This is a genomic window from Acinetobacter sp. YK3 (assembly GCF_001729365.1).
Classification (GTDB): Bacteria; Pseudomonadota; Gammaproteobacteria; order Pseudomonadales; family Moraxellaceae; genus Acinetobacter; species Acinetobacter vivianii.
The window spans coordinates 1-20,136 of sequence record NZ_LZPJ01000029.1 but is presented as its reverse complement, the minus strand read 5'-3'; the positions used below and the strand labels follow the sequence as shown (position 1 = coordinate 20,136).

The 20,136-nt window shown below is 41.4% G+C and carries 18 protein-coding genes and 1 pseudogene; 7 read left to right on the top strand and 12 right to left on the bottom strand.

Going from position 1 to position 20,136, the window contains the following annotated elements; genetic code table 11:
* Positions 1-64: 64 nt before the first annotated feature.
* Genes A9Z07_RS03570 through A9Z07_RS03560 form a run of 3 tightly spaced genes read left to right on the top strand, consistent with a single transcriptional unit; the run spans position 65 to position 3,751 of the window.
* The gene (locus tag A9Z07_RS03570) at positions 65-1,702 is read left to right on the top strand and encodes a phosphoethanolamine transferase (protein ID WP_069576828.1); all 1,638 of its coding nucleotides are present in this window, start codon (positions 65-67) and stop codon (positions 1,700-1,702) included.
* A gap of 14 nt (positions 1,703-1,716) precedes the next feature.
* Positions 1,717-2,394, top strand: a complete 678-nt coding sequence (locus A9Z07_RS03565) for a DNA-binding response regulator PmrA (protein ID WP_004775260.1) — start codon at positions 1,717-1,719, stop codon at positions 2,392-2,394.
* 4 nt (positions 2,395-2,398) lie between these two features.
* Positions 2,399-3,751 (top strand): ATP-binding protein, encoded by a 1,353-nt coding sequence (locus A9Z07_RS03560; RefSeq protein WP_062846060.1) that lies wholly within the window; start codon positions 2,399-2,401, stop codon positions 3,749-3,751.
* Between the two features lie 18 nt (positions 3,752-3,769).
* Here A9Z07_RS03560 and A9Z07_RS03555 read toward each other — a convergent pair whose 3' ends face one another.
* The 11 genes from A9Z07_RS03555 to A9Z07_RS03505 all read right to left on the bottom strand — a co-directional run bounded on the left by A9Z07_RS03555 (position 3,770) and on the right by A9Z07_RS03505 (position 14,687).
* Complete coding sequence (locus A9Z07_RS03555) at positions 3,770-4,585, bottom strand: serine/threonine protein kinase (RefSeq protein ID WP_047429634.1); 816 nt, start codon at positions 4,583-4,585, stop codon at positions 3,770-3,772.
* A 61-nt stretch (positions 4,586-4,646) separates the two neighbouring features.
* The gene (locus tag A9Z07_RS03550; protein WP_069576826.1) at positions 4,647-5,363 is read right to left on the bottom strand and encodes a phosphatase PAP2 family protein; all 717 of its coding nucleotides are present in this window, start codon (positions 5,361-5,363) and stop codon (positions 4,647-4,649) included.
* Positions 5,364-5,589: 226 nt separating this feature from the next.
* On the bottom strand, positions 5,590-6,315 hold the full coding sequence (locus tag A9Z07_RS03545; protein WP_171067072.1) for an amino acid ABC transporter ATP-binding protein: 726 nt from the start codon (positions 6,313-6,315) through the stop codon (positions 5,590-5,592).
* A 14-nt stretch (positions 6,316-6,329) separates the two neighbouring features.
* Complete coding sequence (locus A9Z07_RS03540; protein WP_004775251.1) at positions 6,330-7,013, bottom strand: ABC transporter permease subunit; 684 nt, start codon at positions 7,011-7,013, stop codon at positions 6,330-6,332.
* Position 7,014: 1 nt separating this feature from the next.
* On the bottom strand, positions 7,015-7,758 hold the full coding sequence (locus A9Z07_RS03535) for an amino acid ABC transporter permease (protein ID WP_004775249.1): 744 nt from the start codon (positions 7,756-7,758) through the stop codon (positions 7,015-7,017).
* A 76-nt stretch (positions 7,759-7,834) separates the two neighbouring features.
* A complete protein-coding gene (locus A9Z07_RS03530) occupies positions 7,835-8,779 on the bottom strand; it encodes a transporter substrate-binding domain-containing protein (RefSeq protein WP_069576824.1) in 945 nt (314 codons plus the stop codon).
* A gap of 448 nt (positions 8,780-9,227) precedes the next feature.
* The gene (locus A9Z07_RS03525) at positions 9,228-10,415 is read right to left on the bottom strand and encodes an ammonium transporter (RefSeq protein WP_004775246.1); all 1,188 of its coding nucleotides are present in this window, start codon (positions 10,413-10,415) and stop codon (positions 9,228-9,230) included.
* A gap of 351 nt (positions 10,416-10,766) precedes the next feature.
* On the bottom strand, positions 10,767-12,176 hold the full coding sequence (locus tag A9Z07_RS03520; protein ID WP_069576823.1) for a short-chain fatty acid transporter: 1,410 nt from the start codon (positions 12,174-12,176) through the stop codon (positions 10,767-10,769).
* Positions 12,177-12,307: 131 nt separating this feature from the next.
* Positions 12,308-12,949: a CoA transferase subunit B gene (locus A9Z07_RS03515; protein WP_004775243.1), complete on the bottom strand. Its 642-nt coding sequence runs from the start codon at positions 12,947-12,949 to the stop codon at positions 12,308-12,310.
* A gap of 2 nt (positions 12,950-12,951) precedes the next feature.
* Complete coding sequence (locus A9Z07_RS03510; protein ID WP_004775240.1) at positions 12,952-13,656, bottom strand: CoA transferase subunit A; 705 nt, start codon at positions 13,654-13,656, stop codon at positions 12,952-12,954.
* 146 nt (positions 13,657-13,802) lie between these two features.
* Positions 13,803-14,687, bottom strand: a complete 885-nt coding sequence (locus A9Z07_RS03505) for a LysR family transcriptional regulator (protein WP_004803082.1) — start codon at positions 14,685-14,687, stop codon at positions 13,803-13,805.
* Positions 14,688-15,186: 499 nt separating this feature from the next.
* Between A9Z07_RS03505 and A9Z07_RS03500 the strand changes: the two genes are divergently transcribed.
* The 4 genes and pseudogenes from A9Z07_RS03500 to A9Z07_RS03485 form a co-directional block, all read left to right on the top strand.
* Positions 15,187-16,611, top strand: coding sequence for a GntP family permease (locus A9Z07_RS03500; RefSeq protein ID WP_047429625.1), 1,425 nt, complete (start codon positions 15,187-15,189; stop codon positions 16,609-16,611).
* A 72-nt stretch (positions 16,612-16,683) separates the two neighbouring features.
* Positions 16,684-17,469 (top strand): 3-hydroxybutyrate dehydrogenase, encoded by a 786-nt coding sequence (locus A9Z07_RS03495; protein WP_005259255.1) that lies wholly within the window; start codon positions 16,684-16,686, stop codon positions 17,467-17,469.
* A gap of 128 nt (positions 17,470-17,597) precedes the next feature.
* Positions 17,598-18,617, top strand: coding sequence for a molecular chaperone DnaJ (locus A9Z07_RS03490; protein ID WP_069576821.1), 1,020 nt, complete (start codon positions 17,598-17,600; stop codon positions 18,615-18,617).
* Positions 18,618-18,768: 151 nt separating this feature from the next.
* Positions 18,769-18,912: pseudogene (locus A9Z07_RS03485) on the top strand (DUF559 domain-containing protein); the annotation flags it as partial.
* A 5-nt stretch (positions 18,913-18,917) separates the two neighbouring features.
* On the opposite strand, the gene A9Z07_RS03480 reads toward A9Z07_RS03485, so the two are convergent.
* Positions 18,918-20,136: putative phage abortive infection protein (locus A9Z07_RS03480; protein ID WP_069576819.1), on the bottom strand; the 1,219-nt coding region annotated here is incomplete at its 5' end.

Sequence of the window (20,136 nt, the reverse complement as noted above, 5' to 3'; positions counted from 1 at the left end):
CATTTTTAAGTTTTTATTTTTATCTTTACAACACTAAGAAATTTATTTTTAGAACACGATGCCTATGTTGCTACAAAGACTCAAAACCAAACCAATTTCATTACTTACTTTTAATGTGTTACTTGCAATCTGGTTAGGTATTTTCCTGAACATCGCATTTTATAAAAAAATGTTGGCTTTAACCCCGTATACAGGGATTAAGGCTGGACTTTTTGTAGCGGCTTCTGTTGGCGTTGTAACCGCTTTATATGCTTTTATTTTCCAGCTATTGAGTTGGAAGTGGACTGCAAAACCACTTGCTATCGCTTTGGTTTTTATTGGTGGTTTTGCTGCCTATGCCGTCAATACTCTAGGTGTATGGATTACTTCAGATCAGATTCAAAATTTGATGCAAACGAACTTTTCTGAGGCTCGCGATACGTGGTCTTGGCGTTTATTGATCTGGATGGTGGGGATGGTTCTAGTCCCGATCATTGTGATTTTGATGACCAAAATCAAATCTGAATCAGTCACCCGACAATTATTTAAAAAGCTGGTTGCCTCTGTGGTTTCCCTAGCTTTAGTTGGCGGATTATTATTTGTTTTTTATGTAGATTTTGCAGCCATTTTTCGTGAAAACCGCGATATAAAAGGCATGATTTCGCCTCAAAATATGATTGCCTCGACAGTTTCATATTATAAAAAGAAATCACCTAAACAGAATTTACCTTTAGTTAAGTATGGTGAAGATGCGCAACGCACTCAGGTTGCAAAAGGTTTACCTAAACTGTTGGTCTTGGTAGTGGGTGAAACGGCTCGTGCGGAAAACTTCTCTTTAAATGGTTATGCCAAAGAGACCAATCCGAAGTTAGCCAAACAGAATATTATCAATTTCTCACAAGTCAGTTCATGTGGTACCGCAACGGCTGTATCAGTACCGTGTATGTTTTCGGGTATGCAACGCGAAGATTATGATGAGCAGTTAGCCAGTCATCGTGAAGGTTTGCTCGATATTGCAAAACGTGCAGGTTATCAGGTGACATGGATTGATAATAATTCAGGTTGCAAGGGCGCATGTGACCGTGTTGAACAGTTTAAAATTCCTGAGCCGATTCAGCAGAAATGGTGTAAGGATGGTGAATGTCTGGATGATATTTTGATTGATAGCCTAAAAGCGTATTTAGCTGCTATTCCGAAAGATGATACTCAGCCACGTTTGATTGTATTGCATCAAATGGGCAGTCATGGCCCTGCTTATTATAAACGTATTCCACCAGCGTTCCGTGTATTTAAGCCAACATGTGATACCAATGCGATTCAGGGATGTACTCAGGAAGCATTGATTAACAGTTATGATAATACTTTGCTTTATACCGATTATGTTCTAGATTCATTGATCGAAACCTTGAAAAATACAACCCAATACCAAACAGGTTTGTGGTATCTATCTGATCATGGTGAGTCGACAGGTGAGAGCGGCATGTATCTGCATGGTGCGCCTTATGCAATTGCACCGACTCAGCAGACGCATGTACCGATGTTGATGTGGTTCTCAGCGGCATGGCAACAACAGGCGCACAAACAGATGAGCTGTCTGGCGCAACAAACTAAGAATAAACTGAGCCAAGATAATTTGTTCCCGACCTTGTTAAGTTTGCTTGATGTAAAAACCAAAGTAATTAATGCTAAAGATGACATGTTAGAAACATGTGCTAACCCATAAGGTGAAATGAAATCATGACCAAGATCTTGATGATAGAAGATGATTTTATGATTGCAGAGTCAACATTGACCTTACTGCGATATCATCAGTTTGACGTGGAATGGGTGAATAACGGGGTCGATGGATTGGCTTTGTTAACCAAGCAATCTTTTGATCTGGTGCTTTTGGATCTAGGTCTGCCCCTTATGGATGGGATGCAAATCCTGAAACAGATTCGTCAACGCAGTTCATTGCCTGTCCTGATTATTTCAGCCAGAGATCAGCTACAAAACCGCGTGGATGGTTTGAATCAGGGTGCGGATGATTACTTGATTAAACCCTATGAATTTGATGAGCTGTTAGCCCGTATCAATGCTTTATTACGCCGTGGTAGTGTTGAAACAGCGCAACTGAAAAGTCAGTCGCAACTGTTAAAAAGTGGTGAACTGATCTTGGATGTAGAACAGCATCTGGCAACCTTCAAAGGTCAGCAAATCGAGCTATCTAATCGGGAATGGGCGATTCTGATTCCGATGGTATCCCACCCGAATAAAATTTTCTCTAAAGCAAATTTAGAAGATAAGTTGTATGATTTCGACAGCGAAGTTACCAGTAATACCATTGAAGTGTATGTCCATCACTTGCGGGCCAAACTGGGTAAAGACTTCATTCGAACCATTCGTGGTTTAGGTTATCGTTTGGGGCAGTCATAATTCAATGCAAAAAAGCCAACATTATTCGCTAAAGAAAAGACTCATCTGGGGAACCTCCATCTTTAGCGTGGTGTTAGGTTGTTTTCTGATTTTAGCTGCTTATAAAATTTCATTGCATGAAGTTGATGAAATTTTAGATACGCAAATGCAATATATGGCTGAGCGTTCCAGTACTCAGCCAGTCACTCCGATGGCCAGTCGAGTCGAGTTACATCGAACTTATCATGAAGAAGATTTATTGATTGATATCTGGGCCTATAAAGATCAGACCCATTTATGGCATCAAACCCATTTACTAGTTCCACCTGTGAAACAATCAGGCTTTTATACACAAAATACATCACAAGGAAAGTGGCGTGTTTATGTGATTCCATTAAAAGATTATCAGATTCAGGTTAGTCAACAAGAGCAGGTTCGCCATGCATTTGCATGGGAATTGGCGGGCAGTATGTTTATTCCTTATCTCCTGTTGCTACCTGTAGCGATTATTGTACTGGCCTTTATCATCAGTCTCAGTCTGAAACCACTGGATGAATTTAAGGAAGAGCTGACTCAGCGGGATTCCGATGGCTTATCACCGATTGATGTCAAAGACTATCCACAAGAATTATTACCGACCATTGAAGAAATGAATCGCTTGTTTGAGCGGATTCAGCATGCTCAAACAGAGCAGAAACAGTTCATCGCCGATGCTGCACATGAGCTTAGGACGCCTGTTACGGCCTTGAATCTACAAACTCGTATCTTGATTAGTCAGTTCCCTGAACATGAATCTTTGCAGAACCTGAGTAAAGGTCTGGCACGGATTCAGCATCTGGTGACTCAGCTTCTGGCTTTGGCTAAACAGGATGTGGCATTGAGTCTGATTGAACCAAATACTAATTTCCGCCTCAATGATGTAGCGTTAAATTGTGTGGAGCAACTGGTGAATCTGGCCATGCAAAAAGAAATCGATCTTGGGTTTGAACGTAATGATTTAATTGAAATGCAAAGCCTTGAATCAACAGTACATTCGATTATTTTCAACCTGATTGACAATGCGATTAAGTACACGCCAGAACAAGGTATTATCAATATTTCGGTGTATAGCGATTCTGATGATTTTGCCTATATCCAGATCGAAGACAGCGGTGCAGGGATCGATCCTGAACAATATGACAAGGTATTGAAGCGCTTCTACCGTGTGCATCATCATTTAGAAGTGGGCAGTGGACTAGGTTTGTCTATTGTCGATAAAGCGACCCAACGCTTAGGCGGGGTATTGACCTTATCGAGAAGTATTGAGCTGGGTGGATTGTCGGTATTGGTCAAATTACCGAAAAAGCTTGCGCATCATGAAGACAAAGCAAGCGGATAATATTAGACGTATAACGTACTAGTTCGCTGCGGTTGCTGTCTCAGCCTGTTCGCGCAAATAACGTAGAAACAGGACGCATTTCTGGATACGCTTACCATCATTGCCGACTTTGCTGACATTAAAGCGCAGTACCCAGTTTAAGCGTTTGCCTACTTTGCAAATGTCTTTATAGACTTGAGGTTCCGCCAGTAGGGCTTGATAAAGCTGCTGGCTGGCCTGTTCAAGTTGCTCAAATTCAAAATGATAAGCCGTTGAGAAAATAAACAATAACCAGTCGCGTACAAAGCAGTCATGTAGACTGAGTACATCTCTCGGATCGGTTTCAAAGTCAATAAAAGTAAACTGGTTCTGTTGATCAACCAAAATATTGCGCGCAAAAGCTTCGCTTAAATAACCTTGTTGATGGTGAATATAGCTGATGGCCTGAATGGCTTGATCAAATAAGGCATATCTCGCTTCAGGATGACCTTTGAGGCTACCTAGTTTTTGATCCAACTGACTGACAGGGCTCTGGCGTTGTGAGCCAACGTCTTCTAACAGAATGCCTTTTTTTGAAACTGCCAACACATTTGGGGTGGAAATACCCAAAGCTTTGAGCTGCTGAATGCGTTTGAACTCGCATTGAATGGCCTTAGAGCCACCTTGGTTTGGAACAGGAGTAATCGCACCCAGATTAAAGATTTTGGCAAGCCATTTCAGTGGTGTGTAGAGCCATAGTCCGTGACGTTCAGAGGCCTTTTTTAACCATACTTTGCGTAAGCCTAGTTCATAAGATTGAATAGAGTCTTGTTGAGAAGCAAAAGTAGATTCTAAAAATATTTGAAAGTCAGACATACGACAGCAAAAATATCCTAATGTGGGCAAAATTCAGTGCTCGCTCTATGAGCACTGTCATTCACTTTACCACATCAGATACGTATAACGGTACTGAAACGCGCTTTGCTATTTGTTGATGACGTTTATAAGTGAATGTATAACATACTAAATTAATTGCAACGCAGACCCATGCTGTCCAAAGATTATGACTGAGGAAGTGTGCACCGCGCATCATTTGTGCCCAGCCCATGGCGAAACCAATGAGCATTCCAGCAAAAAGATAGAACCATGCTCTCTGTTTTTGATCAAGACGATAGACAAAGTAACCCGTTATTAGGGCAAAGCCCGTACTGGCATGTCCACCAGGGAAACAATGTCCAGCAGTTGCAGAAAAATCCCAAATGAAACCCGTTGCAGTTTCATGGGTCATATACCAAGGGCAGGCTTGGGAAGAATGCGCTTTCAGCAACCCAACAATGCAGGTGCATAGCATACTGACCCAAAACATATAACCATATTGCCAGTGTTGGGGTTTCAGTTTTTCGACTTTAAACGATGCACACCATAAAAAGAAGAAAGCGACATACACAGCCGTTAAAAGTTGTTTGACGTAAGTATGGTTAAGCTTGTCGAGAAACCATTCATTCTTATAAGGGAAGGTTCCATGTAGGCTGACCCAAGGCTGAATTAAGTGTAAGTCAATTGCTCCACCCACTGGGAATACAAACAGTAAAATAAAAAAACTGATGAAAAGTAAAAAGCTCGTCAAGATGAAAAAAGGTGTTCTCAAGATCATGGAGCAGGCTGTTACGGTGGAAATATGATCTTGGTATTTAATTCCTAAAAGCTTAATTTGCTCTTAAAGATATATAAAAAAATGTTGGGATAAATGTGAGAGAGGAAAGAAGTTTAAACCTTATATACAGGTCAATGTTTTGATCTTATTGTTAAAACAAAATAGCGCTTTTATTTCAGCATAAAGCAGCCTTAAAGGCTGCTTTATATGTCGTTTGATCAATCTGTTAATGTAAAATTTTATTGAGAAACTGCTGCGCACGTTCCCCACGTGGTGTACCAAAGAATTCATCTTTGGAGCAGTCTTCAACAATTTTACCTTGATCCATAAAGATAATCCGGTTCGCCACCTGACGGGCAAAGCCCATTTCATGGGTTACACACATCATGGTCATGCCTTCTTTGGCCAATCCGACCATTACATCCAGTACTTCATTGATCATTTCAGGATCAAGGGCAGAGGTGGGTTCATCAAACAGCATGGCAATCGGGTCCATACTCAGCGCACGCGCAATCGCAACCCGTTGCTGTTGTCCGCCTGAGAGCTGGGCCGGGTATTTATTGGCATGGGCACTGAGTCCAACACGATCCAGATAAGCCAGCCCTTTTTTATTGGCCTCCGCTTCTGAACGTCCTAATACCTTGATCTGGGCGATGGTCAGGTTCTCGGTAATGCTGAGATGAGGAAACAGTTCAAAATGCTGGAAAACCATGCCGACACGACTACGTAGTTTGGTCATATCGGTTTTAGGCTCATGAACAGGTACGCTATCGACAAAGATCTTACCTTGTTGAAATGGCTCTAATCCATTCACGGTTTTAATCAAGGTAGACTTTCCTGAACCTGATGGACCACAGACTACGACCACTTCACCTTGACTGATCTGGGTAGTGCAATCGGTCAGTACCTGAAACTGGTCGTACCACTTACTGACATTTTGGAGGTCTATCATTACTTTATTGTCGCTCATACACGTAACCTCCTTTGTAAACGTTTAACTGCGAATGTCGCAATGGCGCTGATGGTAAAGTACACAAGTCCTGCAAATAGAATATATTGAGTGAGCAAGGACATTAAATCTCCACGAACATAGTTTGTTCTGAAAAAGTCGAGCAGACCAATGGCATAGACCATTGTGGAATCCTGAAACAGGATGATGGTCTGCTGAAGTAATAGCGGCATCATTTTTCTGAACGCCTGCGGCAGAATAATCAGACGCATCGACTGTCCATAACTCATGCCCAGTGCAGATGCGGCAGCAGCCTGACCCTTTGGAATAGACTGGATACCAGCACGCACAATTTCAGAAAAGTAAGCAGCTTCAAACAGCATAAACGCGACGATACTGGAAACCAGTGCGGTATCAATGGTCAGATATTGGCCTGTTGCTGCAGTATAAATAAACGGTACAGCAAAATAAAACCACATCAGAACCAGTAGCAGAGGAATGGAACGGAATAGGTTGACATAGGCCTGTGCAATCACATTCAGGACTCTGATCGAAGACAGACGCATCAAGGCAAGGAGGGTACCAATCGCAATCCCCCCGATTGTTGCCACAACCACGACTTTTAAGGTAATGCTGAAACCATGCCAGAGCGCAGGTCCCGACTGCTGTAAATCACTGAGAAAAGAAGTTAACCATTCCATGCTATTTTCCTCCTGATATTAAACCAGGAATGCGCAGACGCTTTTCCAGCAGGTTCATGGCAAAGATGAGACAGATATTGATAACAATAAAAATCACAGTGACATAGGTGTAAATTTCGATCGTATTCTGGGTGTATTCACTGATGGTTTTCATCTGTGAAATGATTTCAGCAACGCCGACTAAAGATGCAACTGACGTGTTTTTCACGCAGTTGGTTAGTTCCGAGCTCAACGGCGGTAAAATGGTACGAAAAGACTGTGGCAGAATGACGTAACGGTACAGTTGCACCGTGGAAAATCCCATGGCATAACCCGCATTAATTTGCCCAGTCGGTAAGGCTTCAATACCTGTGCGCACCTGTTCACATACACGCGCTGCGGTAAAGAGTCCGAGTCCAATACTGGCCGAAATCAGCGCAGTGGTATTGGCGCCAAGATCATTCATCCACCAGTTTTTGATGGGTGCAGGGAGAAAGTTGGGAACCACATAAAACCAGATAAATAACTGAACCAGTAACGGTACATTCCGGAACAAGGTCACATAAGCTGTGCCAATGGCTCTGGCTGTTTTATTTGGAAGCGTGCGCATAATCCCGAGGATACTGCCCAGCAGCATGGCAATAGTCCATGCAACAATAGCAATCACGATCAGCCATCCCAGGCCCGTTATAATCCAGTTCAGGTAGGTGGTGTCTCCAATACCTGTCGATTGCCACAAAACTCCCCAGTTCCAGCTATAATTCATAATAACTCCTGAGAAGAAACGGGAGAACATCCTCTGTTCCCCGGTTCTGCAATAATATTCTTGTTATAGAGGGGAATTACTCATCCCGATCATGTGGATTGGCAATTAGAGCTTTGAGCTGATCAGACATCGCAAAGTCTAGGTTAATATTTTTTGGTGGAATCGGTTGCTGAAACCATTTCTTATACATGTTATTGATTTCACCAGAAGCGTAAGTAGCTTTAATGGCATCATCAACGACCTGTTTAAAGCCAGTGTCACCTTTACGGAGCATACAACCATAGATTTCATGGATTGGCGCAGTGCCCACAATTTCCCATTGATTTGGATCTTTGGCTTTAGATTTTTCACCTGCAAGCAAAATATCATCCATCATGAATGCGACAGCACGACCATTTTGTAGCATCAGGAATGACTCAGCATGGTCTTTGGCAGAAATGATTTCGCCAATACCGAGTTCTTGCTGATGTTGACGGATATAGCGTTCAGAGGTGGTTCCCGCCGTTGTGACCAGCTTCTTGCCTTTTAAATCTGAAAAATCTTTAACTCCAGAATTTTTGGCGGTTAGCAGTCTTGAGCCAACTTCAAAGAAACCTACCGAGAAATCAACCTGTTGCTGACGTTCTTTATTGTTGGTGGTCGAACCACATTCCAGATCGACCGTACCATTCGATACCAGTGGAATACGGTTCTGGCTGGTCACAAGGTTATAGCGGATTTTCAGGTCTGGCATGTTGAGCTTTTGCTTAACGGCCTCAACTACTTTTAGTTGCAGGTCATGCGCATAACCGACTGGCTGATTTGGATTGGAAGCAATGTAAGAAAAAGGAATCGAGGAATCACGATAACCAAGTACAATCGTACCAGAGCTTTTGATCTTGTTTAATGTGTCTGAAGATGAGGCATTACCATCAGCCGCTTTTTCACCAGCAGCAGGGGCCTTATTGTCACTACAGGCACTTAATCCCAACATCAGCGCGCTTGCACAAAGTAGGGAGGTCATGGTGCGTTTATGTTTCATATACAAAACTCCTTTTGTATCGTTATGATCGCATTCGTAATTGTTGCGGTTTAACCGTTCATTGTTATGAAAAATAATGTTTTCTTTCTAAACATAAAAAATACATTATTTTTCATCTTAATAAAAGTTAATACGTTTGCTCAAGCGATATTCTTTACCGTTTTGTTAATGGTAACTGTTGATGAATTAAGCAATTTTTTAAAGGAAAAATCCGATTAAAAGTTGCAAGAAACATAAAGCATAATGTATGCCATGACTTTGACCCTTATTTTTCAGGTTGAGTGAACAGAAGCAGTGATTTGAATGAATATCTTAAGCAAGCTGGATCATTGTTAAAGTTGCGGCATGGCAAGACAAGAACGGAATAAGATCAAGCAAACTGAAATGAGATTGCTGAGTGCTCATAAAAAAAAGCGGCCTGATCAGCCGCTTTGAAATAGATTAAAAATTAAAACATGGATTCTTCTGAGTTCGCTGAAATTTTATGAATTGAAAGATCTGCACCACGATATTCATCTTCCTGAGAAAGACGCAGCCCAAGTGTCGCTTTTAACAGGCCATAGACAAGGAAACCGCCAGCCAATGCAACGATAATCCCCAAGCTGGTGCCAATAATTTGTGAAATAATGGAAACGCCACCGAGACCGCCCAGCGCTTGTTGCCCAAAGATTCCCGCGGCAATGCCACCAAAGGCACCACATACGCCGTGTAAAGGCCAGACACCCAGTACATCGTCTACTTTTAGTTTGTTTTGGGTATAGGTAAAAAGGTAAACAAATAGTGCACCAGCGGTTCCGCCAATCAATAACGCACCAATAGGGTGCACAATGTCAGAACCTGCACAAATTGCGACGAGGCCCGCCAATGGACCATTATGCAAGAAGCCAGGGTCATTTTTACCCATAAAGTTTGCTGCAAGCGTTCCACCTACCATTGCCATGAGCGAGTTAATCGCAACCAGACCTGAAATCGCCTCAACCCGTTGAGCGCTCATCACGTTAAAGCCAAACCAGCCTACGATCAAAATCCATGAACCTAAAGCAAGGAATGGAATTGATGAAGGCGGGTGTGCGCTGACACGACCATCATTTTTATAGCGACCATGACGTGCACCCAGCAAAATCACGGCAGCCAAGGCAATCCAGCCACCCATGGCATGTACCACAACGGAACCTGCAAAATCATGGAAACTTGCACCAAATGAGTTCTCGAGCCACTTTTGCAAACCATAATTGCCATTCCAGATCATGCCTTCAAAGAAAGGATAGATCAGTGCCACCAAAAGCAAGGTCGCGATGGCTTGCGAGCGCATCTTGGCACGCTCCGCAATCCCGCCTGAGATAATCGCAGGAATCGCAGCAGCAAAGGTCAGCAAGAAGAAACAGCGCATCAGGTTATAGCCATGATCCGAGGCTAAAGTGCTGCCTGCATGGAAGAAGTTTTGACCATAGGCAATCCAGTAGCCGACAAAGAAATAGGCAATCGCTGAAATGGCGAAATCGGTTAGGATTTTACTTAAGGCATTGACCTGGTTTTTATGGCGTACTGTGCCGAGTTCCAGAAACGCAAAGCCAGCATGCATTGCCAATACCAGTACTGCACCGAGCAGTAAGAAAAATAGATCTACGTTTTGCATAGTGGTGCTCAAAAAAAGTGCTAAATTCGATTCTGGCGCATATATTTGATTCATTTTTTGCACCAAAAAGGATTTAGTAAATCTAAAAATTCAGGCTGTAGTGAAACAACCCAATTTGATGAAATAGATAATGCAAAAAGTGCACCAATTTAGAAATTAATTTGTAATTTTGGTGAATAGTGGTGCAATTTGCTTAAAAATAGCACAGTTTTTTGGCGTGGATTGAAACTACCATCAGAATTTAGCTTAGCTTTGTTTTAAGACAACACGCGTTAGAAGGCTCATTAAGACATCCGCAGATTTCATTCTGATCAAGTTGAATGAAACCTGCGGAAGAAAAAGACAGCGTGTTTACATTACCGGTGGGGTATAGGTTAAGGTTCTACCTAAAATCCATAATAAGAACAAAACCAAAGGAAGGTGAACAATCAGTTGCGTGACGGTAAAACCAATCACATCTTTGGCCTTGAGTTTTAAAATCCCTAGCATTGGCAACATAAAGAATGGATTGATCAGGTTGGGCAAAGCTTCCGCAGCATTATAGATCTGTACCGACCAACCTAAATGCACTTGTAGATCATTGGCCGCCTGCATCACATAAGGCGCTTCAATAATCCATTTACCACCGCCTGATGGGACAAAGAAACCCAGTACCGCAGAATAAATGCCCATCACAATGGCAAAAGTTTCTTTCGAGGCAATCGAGACAAAGAACTCTGCAATGTAGTGCGATAACGATAGGTCTTCGCCGTTCAAGGCTTGCGTCATAATAAAGGCGATACTGCCGTAGAGCGGGAACTGAATCAGAATCCCTGACACAGCAGGAACAGCCTGACTGACAGCGTTCAGGAAGTTACGTGGTGTGCGGTGTAAAGCAAGTCCTAGCATTAAAAATACAAAGTTATAGGTGTTGAGACTGGAAATGGCAATGATCGGATTGGTCTTGGAAAACTCGATAAACATCCAGATCAAGCCTAGCGCCACTACAATAATCGTTAATAACGGTGAGTTCTCCAGCCAGTCGCCTGGTCGAGTCGATTTAACTTCAGTTTTTTCTTCTTCATCAAAACTTAGCTCAAAATCCTGCATGGTTTTAACATTGTCACCTTTTGGTGCAGACCAATAAGCAATCGCAATCGAGACAATTACCAAGATCAAGGTCATCACCAAAGACTGCCACAGGAAAATTGTTTCAGTAAATGGAATCACACCTGTCAGGTTATAGATTGATTCGGGTAGGCTGGCTTTATTGGCCTGTAATTGAGCGGCGGATGAACTGATCCCTAATGCCCACGTTGCACCCATGCCAATAATCGCAGCAGCAGCGGCAGCGCGATAATCCATATTGAGTTCTTTACGCTTTGCTAGCGCGATCACCAGTAAAGCGGTCAAAATGGTACTGACCGCCCAATTGACCAATGAAATGAGCAGACTTGTGGTGGCAACCAACACAATGGCACTACGTCCTGAATGCGGAATACGTGCCATCATCTGAATCAGTTTTTTCACAGGTGCAGAAACAGAAACCACATAACCGACAATGATTAACATGGTCATTTGCAAGGTAAAAGGAATTAGACTCCAGAAGCCATTTCCAAATGAACTGGCAACATCCTGTACGGGGGCACCGATACAGATCGCAGCGAATGAAACAATAATGACACCAAGTAAGGCAAAAATATAAGAGTCAGGAAACCATTTCTCTGACCAGTTACTGATACGTAACGCGAAACGTTCCAATAGGGCAGGTTGTTTACTCATCTTAAGCATCCATCTTTGATGTTGTGATATGAAATTCATTTGTCCTAAATGAATTTTTGCTGCCTAAAAACGGCTAAAAGTGATGCTCGGAAAAGCATCACTTCTATTAAAAATAAAAAGAGAGTGTGTGATTAGACTTTGGCTTCAATCAACAGCTCGACGCCCGTTGCATCCTGAATCTGTTGTTCAGTCACATCAGGTGCCAGTTCTACCAGTTTGATGCCTTCTGCAACAACATCCAGAACACCCAAGTCGGTAATAATACGATGTACCACTTTTTGGCCTGTTAATGGCAAGCTGCATTGTTTAACGATTTTGGCAGTCCCATCTTTGGCATTGTGTTCCATCAAGACCACCACGCGCTGTACGCCTGCTACCAGATCCATGGCACCGCCCATGCCTTTTACTTTCTTGCCCGGAATCATCCAGTTAGCCAAGTCGCCTTGTTCAGAGACTTCCATGGCACCCAGAATTGCGATATTGACATGTCCACCACGAATCATGGCGAAAGATTCGCTGCTTGAGAAAAATGCAGCACCTGCACGAGCTGTAACGGTTTGTTTACCTGCATTAATTAAATCAGGATCAAGTTGCTGCTCTGTTGGAAATTCACCAATCCCAAGCAAACCGTTTTCTGATTGCAACCAGACATCAATATCCTCTGGAATGTAATTGGCAACCAGTGTGGGAAGGCCAATGCCGAGATTGACGTAGAAACCATCTTGTAATTCTTGTGCGGCACGTTGTGCCATTTGTTCACGTGTCCATGCCATGATTATGCGTCCTGTGCTTTAAGCGTTTTTTGTTCGATCCGTTTTTCTGGTGTGGCATTCAGCACCACACGATTAACATAGATCCCTGCTAAATGGATTTCATCTGGATCAAGTTCGCCGATTTCAACAATCTGTTCCACTTCGGCAATGGTGATCTTTCCTGCCATCGCACATTCAGGATTGAAGTTTTGTGCGGTTTTACGGAACACCAGATTGCCTGCTTTATCTGCCTTATAGGCTTTAACCAGTGCCACATCTGCGGTAAGAGAAGGTTCCAGAATGTAGGTACGGCCATTAAAATCACGTTGTTCTTTGCCTTCAGCAACCAGTGTGCCTGCACCTGTTGCGGTATAAAAGGCAGGAATACCTGCGCCACCAGCACGTAATTTTTCAGCCAACGTCCCTTGTGGGGTGAGTTCAACTTCCAGTTCGCCGTTTAGATATTGGCGTTCGAATTCTTTATTTTCACCGACATAAGAAGAAATCATTTTTTTAATTTGTCGGGTCTTGAGCAATACGCCTAAGCCAAAATCATCAATGCCTGCATTATTGGAAATACAGGTGAGACCTGTCACGCCACTTTCTTTCAGAGCCTGAATCAAAGCCTCAGGAATACCGCATAAACCAAAACCGCCAACTGCAAAGGTCTGTTGATCTTTCACGACATCTTGTAATGCCAGTGCAGCCGTCGAATAGACTTTATTCATTTTTTCACCTGTAAATTCCTTGGTTTTTATTAGTTTTAGCACTCGGGACTTATTTACAGAAGTTTAAATTTTTAAAGGATTAATGAGGGAAACTCATTAATACAAGCAAATTCATCTATTTCACTAACACGGTACTCTGACGGGGCTTAGCCAAAATCATGCTGTAAGAGGATTTCGATAAACTCGGCTGAAATATTGGAAAGCTCAAAATCCTTTTTATACACAATGCCGATCGCCTGAGGCAATTTGCCATCCTCAATCTCAATCAAGACATTATGTTCCTTGTCGATAAAGTTTTGAAAATGGCGCGGAATGGCACTAACCCCCATATCAAGTGCAACAAAGCTGGAGAGGGAACTGATCTGATGGCATTCGACTTTTAAATCCAAAGTCAGATGGTTTTTAAGACAGTTTTCTTCAATCAGATGTCGCACAATTGATGGGTGCTGTAAAGTCACAAAAGGATTGGCGCACAATTGCTTCCAACTGATTGAATCTGCGCTTGCCAGTGGATGTGTTTTGGGGAGCAAGGCAAGAAAGTCTTCTTCAAATAACGGCTTAAATTCCAGTTGATCATTGCGTGGCGGCTCAAAGCAAATACCAATTTCAAAAATACCATCTTGGACATTTTCCAGCACTTTTTCATTCGGAATATCATGAATGGAAAAGCTGATATTTGGATGCTTGGCTAAAAAGCTATGGATCACCTGTGGCAAAATCGCATGGGTGACAAAGGGCATCGAAGCAATATTGAGGGTGCCGCGATTCAGTTTAAAACGTTGTTTAACATCCTTTTCCATATCTTCCCAATTGGCCAATAATTTCTTGGCATAAGGAATCAACGATTTACCTTCCTGTGTCAGTTCTACGCGACGCGTGTTGCGTTTAAACAGTTTGCCACCCAGTTCTTCTTCCAGTGATTTGATACTCAAGCTTAAAGCAGACTGGCTGAGATGCAATTCAGCAGAGGCATTTGCATAATTCAGGGTACGGGTCAAAGCCAGAAATGCCTTGAGTTGCTTTAAAGTCATGGTGGAAGACCTATGCGGAAAGTTTTTGATTTATATGGTGTAATTTATAAAAAAAACCGCACCTTGTGACTGGCATTTTTGTTAATTTGGTATTGCACAGCAAGCTGTTTATTTTAAATAAGTCGTCGTCAGATTATTGCTTAATTCTCTCTAAATATCGAAAAATGAATTTTAAAATAAAGATCTAAATATACTTTGATGGGATTGATGAGTATTTTTGAATAGTTGATTTGTTTTATTAATCAATTAAATTTATTACAGTGCATTTTATTATATTGTTGATTTTTAATTATAATTTAAATTATTTATTTTGTTTTAATGATGTTGTTTTTTATGATTTTAATGCTATTTTAAAATACGTTTTTAGTGCGCGTCTTTGTTGTGATTTATGTGCTGCAGTAGGCAGTATTAAAATTTTTATGGTTAGGATAACCACCACAGTATAAAAAAAATATTTGGTTGACCCTGACATATATTCTTGAAAATGGAGTAAAAGAATATGTGGGACTTATTTGTCATTCTGCTGTCTTTGGGCTTGTTGATGTACACCGCCTATCGTGGCTTTTCCGTGATTTTGATGGCGCCCTTGTGCGCACTGTTGGCGGTTTTTCTGATTAACCCCGCCAATGTGCTGCCGTTTTATTCAGGCGTTTTTATGCCGAAAATGGTCAATTTTATCAAAGATTATTTTCTGGTGTTCTTGCTGGGCGCGATCTTTGGCAAAGTGGTGGAAATGTCGGGGATTGCCGAGTCCATTGCCCGTACCATTGTGAACTGGATTGGTGCTAAAAAAGCCATTTTAACCGTGGTTTTACTCGGTGCAATTCTGACGTATAGCGGTGTCAGCCTATTTGTGGCGGTATTTGCGATCTATCCATTTGCCAATCAGCTGTTCCAACAGGCCAATATTCCAAAACGTTTAATTCCGGGCACGATTGCCTTAGGCGCATTTACATTCACCATGGATGCACTGCCAGGTACACCACAAATTCAGAACGTGATTCCAACCACATTTTTTGGCACCAATATTTATGCAGCGCCGTTTCTCGGTGTGATTGGAGCGATCTTCGTCTTGGGTATGGGGCTATTGTATCTGGAGTCACGTCGTAAAGCTGCGGCGCGTGCAGGCGAGGGTTACGCGGGATTTGCTGCTGAGGATAAAGTCACGCCAGCGACTGCCGATGTTGAGGCATCAACGCCGACGCATGGTTCAGCATTACGTCAATGTATGGCCTTTGTTCCGTTGATTCTGGTTGCAGTCATGAACCGTTATCTGTCTACGGCAATTAAAGAATGGTATCCGAATGGTTTTGATTTTAATGCAATTGGTTTAGCGAATTACAGCGTGGATGTGGCAAAAACAGGCGCAATCTGGGCTGTCGGTTTGGCCTTGATTGTCGGGATTATTGCTGCGATTTTGTTTGATTATCAGCGCGTGGTGACCAACTTTAAAGAAGGTGTGAATGCAAGTATTGGTGGTTCATTGCTGGCAGTGATGAATACCGCTTCTGAATATGGTTTTGGTGCGATCATTGCGGCATTGCCAGGCTTTGCTTTGATCAGTCATGCACTTGGTACTACCTTTACTAATCCGTTGGTGAATGGTGCAGTGACGACGACGGTATTAGCTGGGATTACGGGTTCGGCTTCAGGCGGGATGAGTATTGCATTGAGTGCGATGGCCGAGACCTATAACGCTGCCATTGTGGCCGCGGGCATTCCACCCGAAGTGATGCATCGCGTGGTAGCGATGGCGTCAGGTGGTATGGACACGCTTCCACATAATGGTGCTGTGATTACCTTACTCGCGGTAACAGGCTTAACCCATAAGCAATCCTATAAAGATATTTTTGCAGTGACCGTGATTAAAACCTTGGCGGTATTTGTGGTGATTGCTGCATTTACATGGTTCGGTATTGTTTAAGACGAATTTTAATTTGAGCTTGCCTATATTGATTGGCGAGCAATACAGATCATTAAGAACAGGAGTAGCACAGTGACTCAACAACTCGAAGCCAAAGTGGCATTTATTACCGGTTCAGCCAGTGGCATTGGTTTAGAAATTGCGAAAAAATTTGCTCAGGAAGGTGCGAAAGTGGTGATTTCTGATGTTAATGCCGAGAAATGCCAGCAAGCGGTTGAGCAGTTAAACCAGCAAGGTTTTGAAGCCTTATCTGCGCCTTGTGATGTGACTGATGAACAGGCATATAAAGCGGCAATTGATTTGACCATGCAAAGCTTTGGTCGTTTGGATATCCTGATCAATAATGCGGGTTTTCAGCATGTTGCGGCAATTGAAGATTTCTCAACTGATATTTATCAGAAACTGGTTCAGGTGATGCTGACAGGGTCATTTATCGGGATTAAACATGCGTTTCCGATTATGAAAGCGCAAAAATATGGTCGGATTATCAATATGTCTTCGATCAATGGCTTGATTGGCTTTGCTGGTAAGGCTGGTTATAACAGTGCCAAGCATGGGGTGATTGGCTTAACCAAAGTGGCAGCTTTGGAATGTGCGCGTGACGGGATTACCGTGAATGCATTATGCCCAGGTTATGTCGATACGCCGTTGGTACGTGGGCAAATTTCGGACTTGGCAAAAACCCGAAATGTGAGTCTGGAAAGTGCTTTGGAAGATGTAATTTTAGCGATGGTGCCACAGAAGCGTTTACTCAGCGTGGAGGAAATTGCTGATTATGCGATTTTCCTTGCCAGCAGCAAAGGCGCAGGAATCACAGGTCAGGCGGTGGTAATGGATGGTGGTTATACCGCACAGTAATCCGTTAATCTGATTGAATAAGCCGCTCCATTGGGCGGCTTTATTCTTTATAGAGCTGATTATATTCGAGCGCGCTACTTTCGCCGTCTGATTATTGCTACACTTTTTCTATTTCAGGCGGAATTGTGATGTCTTTTGATCTTAAAGTCAGTTTAAAACAAAGGGCTGAACCTTCTGCACAGCAGAAAAAGCTGAATCGCCTGATTGATCAAATAGAACAGCAAAAAATCAGCCTTGCAACATGGCAAAATGCCCAAGCCGAGATTCAACGACACACACGGCAAAAGCTGATGCCTGTGTATAGCAAATTGCATGAAGTCTTGTTTCAGCAGTTAGATCAGCTTTGGAATTTGTTGCAGCAGCATGAGTTTTCCAAAGCCGATATGCAGCAACTCGATGAAAAAATTGCCCAGCTTGCCCAAATGTTAAAGCGTTCCAAAATGTTGAAGGATGAACAGTTAAGCGTGGTTAAGCAGATTGATACTTTTTATCAGCAACATGCCGAGCAATCGCTTAAAAAGAATAAAAAAGTACAGTCAGCCAAGTTTGAACAGAATGAAAGTTATGAACAAAATACAGAATTAGAACAAGATGACTTTGAGCAATATGCGGCCGAGCAGCAGCAGGCACGTGAACAGGCCAAGCAACTTCGACAGCAGCAAAAACGTGAACAAGCTGAGCAGATGGCAGCACAGTCATTGAAAACCGTGTATTTAAAAATTGCTGCCATGATTCATCCTGACCGTGAGCAAGACGAGACTAAGAAAGAAGAAAAAACTGAGTTGTTCCAACAGGCGAGTCAGGCGTATGAGCAGCAGGATTTGTTTTATTTACTGAAACTCCAATTACAGCTTGAACAGAATAAAGGTGTTGGGGCTAAAGAGTTATCGGCAGAGCAAGTAAAGTTTTATAAATTGGCTTTGGATGCGCAAAGTCAGCAGCTTGAAAGTCAAATTGAGGAGATTCTGGATTCTTTTCAGTTAGCGAAGAAAGTCAAAGCTGAGCATCTGCATATTGGTGATGTGTATAAAGCCATAGATGCGGATTGTGCTGAGTTAAAGCAGCAGTTGAAGTGGGAAAAAGAACGTTTAAAGCATATGAAAAAGGTGAGTGGGGTGGAGATGTTATTGGGGCATGGCGTGCTTTGATTTTCCCTCACCCCCTTGCGAAGCAGTGCTTCTCATCTCTGAGGGAGAGGGAACTTCATTGCGTATCGAATAACTATCAAATTCACAAAGGATGCTCCCTCTCCCTCAGGGAGAGGGTTGGGGTGAGGGAAATTAAAAAGAGGAGAAAAAAATGAAACTAGACCCACAATTATTAGAATTCGCCAAAACCATGCGCAGTAATGCGACTGATGTTGAACATCTGATGTGGCAATTACTTCGGGCTAAACGGTTTATGAATCTGAAATTTCGCAGACAGCATGTGATGAAATCTTATTTCTGTTAGAAAGGAAGAATACAATAACTATTAGATGTATTCTCTATATCTATTTCTAATTCATCAGTTGATAATATTAGTAGACTAATATGAAATTCATAGCATATTGAGTGGCTATCGTTGGGTTTTAAATATGATAATTTTAATTTATTACCAGATTTTAATATGGATTGTTGAAATTCATTGCATGATATATTGAAAGGGCTGCTAGATAAGTATAAGTTTTCCTTAGACTTTTCTTTTAAAAATTTAAAATTTAATTCCCTAGGTATTTCTTCATTATTTATTCCTGAAATAGATAAGTTGAAAGTATCTGTATTTTGATTATTAGACGTTACTAAAATGGCTTTTTCATTTTTCCACTTACCACTCTTTTTAGCTAAAAATAATAGAAAAACTTCACAAAAATCTCTTGTTTTATAACAAACAGATATTTCTAAAACTTCATCTCTTATAGAATTGAAATCTTTGAACCATGTACTATCTCCAAAAGCTCTTTCATTAAAATACAAGTAACTAGAAAACTGCATAGGTAAAATATTAGGGAGATGCTCTAATAATTGATATCTTTCTAATAGTTTTTTGTAGTTGTTGTACTCACCATTTTCTTCTTCTAAACAATAACAATTAATAGCTAGGCAAGTTAAAAGATTTGTATCTAAATAAGAGCGAATGATGTTGGTGTAACTTTTAACACTTTTGTCAAGCTGTTTCTTACAGTATTTATTGTGAATAATAGATTCATTTTCATTAATGTATTTTAAAATTTGATATAACATTCTAAAAAAATTACTAAATTGAAGATGATCTTTTTTTAGGTTTAGCTTAAGCTTTTTAAGGTAGCTTATATTTTTATTATTTTCTATAAATACCTGAATATTTTTGGATAAATTGTTTTGATTTTTTATTTCTACAAGCAATTCAATAAGTTTGAAAATTCTATTTTCAATTTCAGAAATTTCATTTTTCCTTGATTGCTCTAAAAAAGTAAATATTAAAAAGATTAAGTTAACAAATCCAAATATTAAACCCAATGTACCCGCAAGGAAACTACCAAAATAACCCAGATTTACTATATAGAGGTCATCTTTAGTAATATTTTTACCCCCTGTGAAATATTTCATCATTGTTGGTATGAAAGCGCCTAAATCCTCTAAAAAAAATAAGGATGAGAGTGCTATAATAAAACCTATAATGGTCAAGTATTTTACTAAATCTTTATTC

Coding starts and splice junctions, on each gene's coding strand:
- A9Z07_RS03510 (WP_004775240.1), bottom strand. CDS start 13,656: ATGAATAAAGTCTATTCGACGGCTGCACTGGCATTACAAGATGTCGTG.
- A9Z07_RS03570 (WP_069576828.1), top strand. CDS start 65: ATGTTGCTACAAAGACTCAAAACCAAACCAATTTCATTACTTACTTTT.
- A9Z07_RS03550 (WP_069576826.1), bottom strand. CDS start 5,363: ATGATCTTGAGAACACCTTTTTTCATCTTGACGAGCTTTTTACTTTTC.
- A9Z07_RS03500 (WP_047429625.1), top strand. CDS start 15,187: ATGTGGGACTTATTTGTCATTCTGCTGTCTTTGGGCTTGTTGATGTAC.
- A9Z07_RS03520 (WP_069576823.1), bottom strand. CDS start 12,176: ATGAGTAAACAACCTGCCCTATTGGAACGTTTCGCGTTACGTATCAGT.
- A9Z07_RS03555 (WP_047429634.1), bottom strand. CDS start 4,585: ATGTCTGACTTTCAAATATTTTTAGAATCTACTTTTGCTTCTCAACAA.
- A9Z07_RS03565 (WP_004775260.1), top strand. CDS start 1,717: ATGACCAAGATCTTGATGATAGAAGATGATTTTATGATTGCAGAGTCA.
- A9Z07_RS03525 (WP_004775246.1), bottom strand. CDS start 10,415: ATGCAAAACGTAGATCTATTTTTCTTACTGCTCGGTGCAGTACTGGTA.
- A9Z07_RS03490 (WP_069576821.1), top strand. CDS start 17,598: ATGTCTTTTGATCTTAAAGTCAGTTTAAAACAAAGGGCTGAACCTTCT.
- A9Z07_RS03530 (WP_069576824.1), bottom strand. CDS start 8,779: ATGAAACATAAACGCACCATGACCTCCCTACTTTGTGCAAGCGCGCTG.
- A9Z07_RS03560 (WP_062846060.1), top strand. CDS start 2,399: ATGCAAAAAAGCCAACATTATTCGCTAAAGAAAAGACTCATCTGGGGA.
- A9Z07_RS03505 (WP_004803082.1), bottom strand. CDS start 14,687: ATGACTTTAAAGCAACTCAAGGCATTTCTGGCTTTGACCCGTACCCTG.
- A9Z07_RS03540 (WP_004775251.1), bottom strand. CDS start 7,013: ATGGAATGGTTAACTTCTTTTCTCAGTGATTTACAGCAGTCGGGACCT.
- A9Z07_RS03515 (WP_004775243.1), bottom strand. CDS start 12,949: ATGGCATGGACACGTGAACAAATGGCACAACGTGCCGCACAAGAATTA.
- A9Z07_RS03545 (WP_171067072.1), bottom strand. CDS start 6,315: ATGATAGACCTCCAAAATGTCAGTAAGTGGTACGACCAGTTTCAGGTA.
- A9Z07_RS03535 (WP_004775249.1), bottom strand. CDS start 7,758: ATGAATTATAGCTGGAACTGGGGAGTTTTGTGGCAATCGACAGGTATT.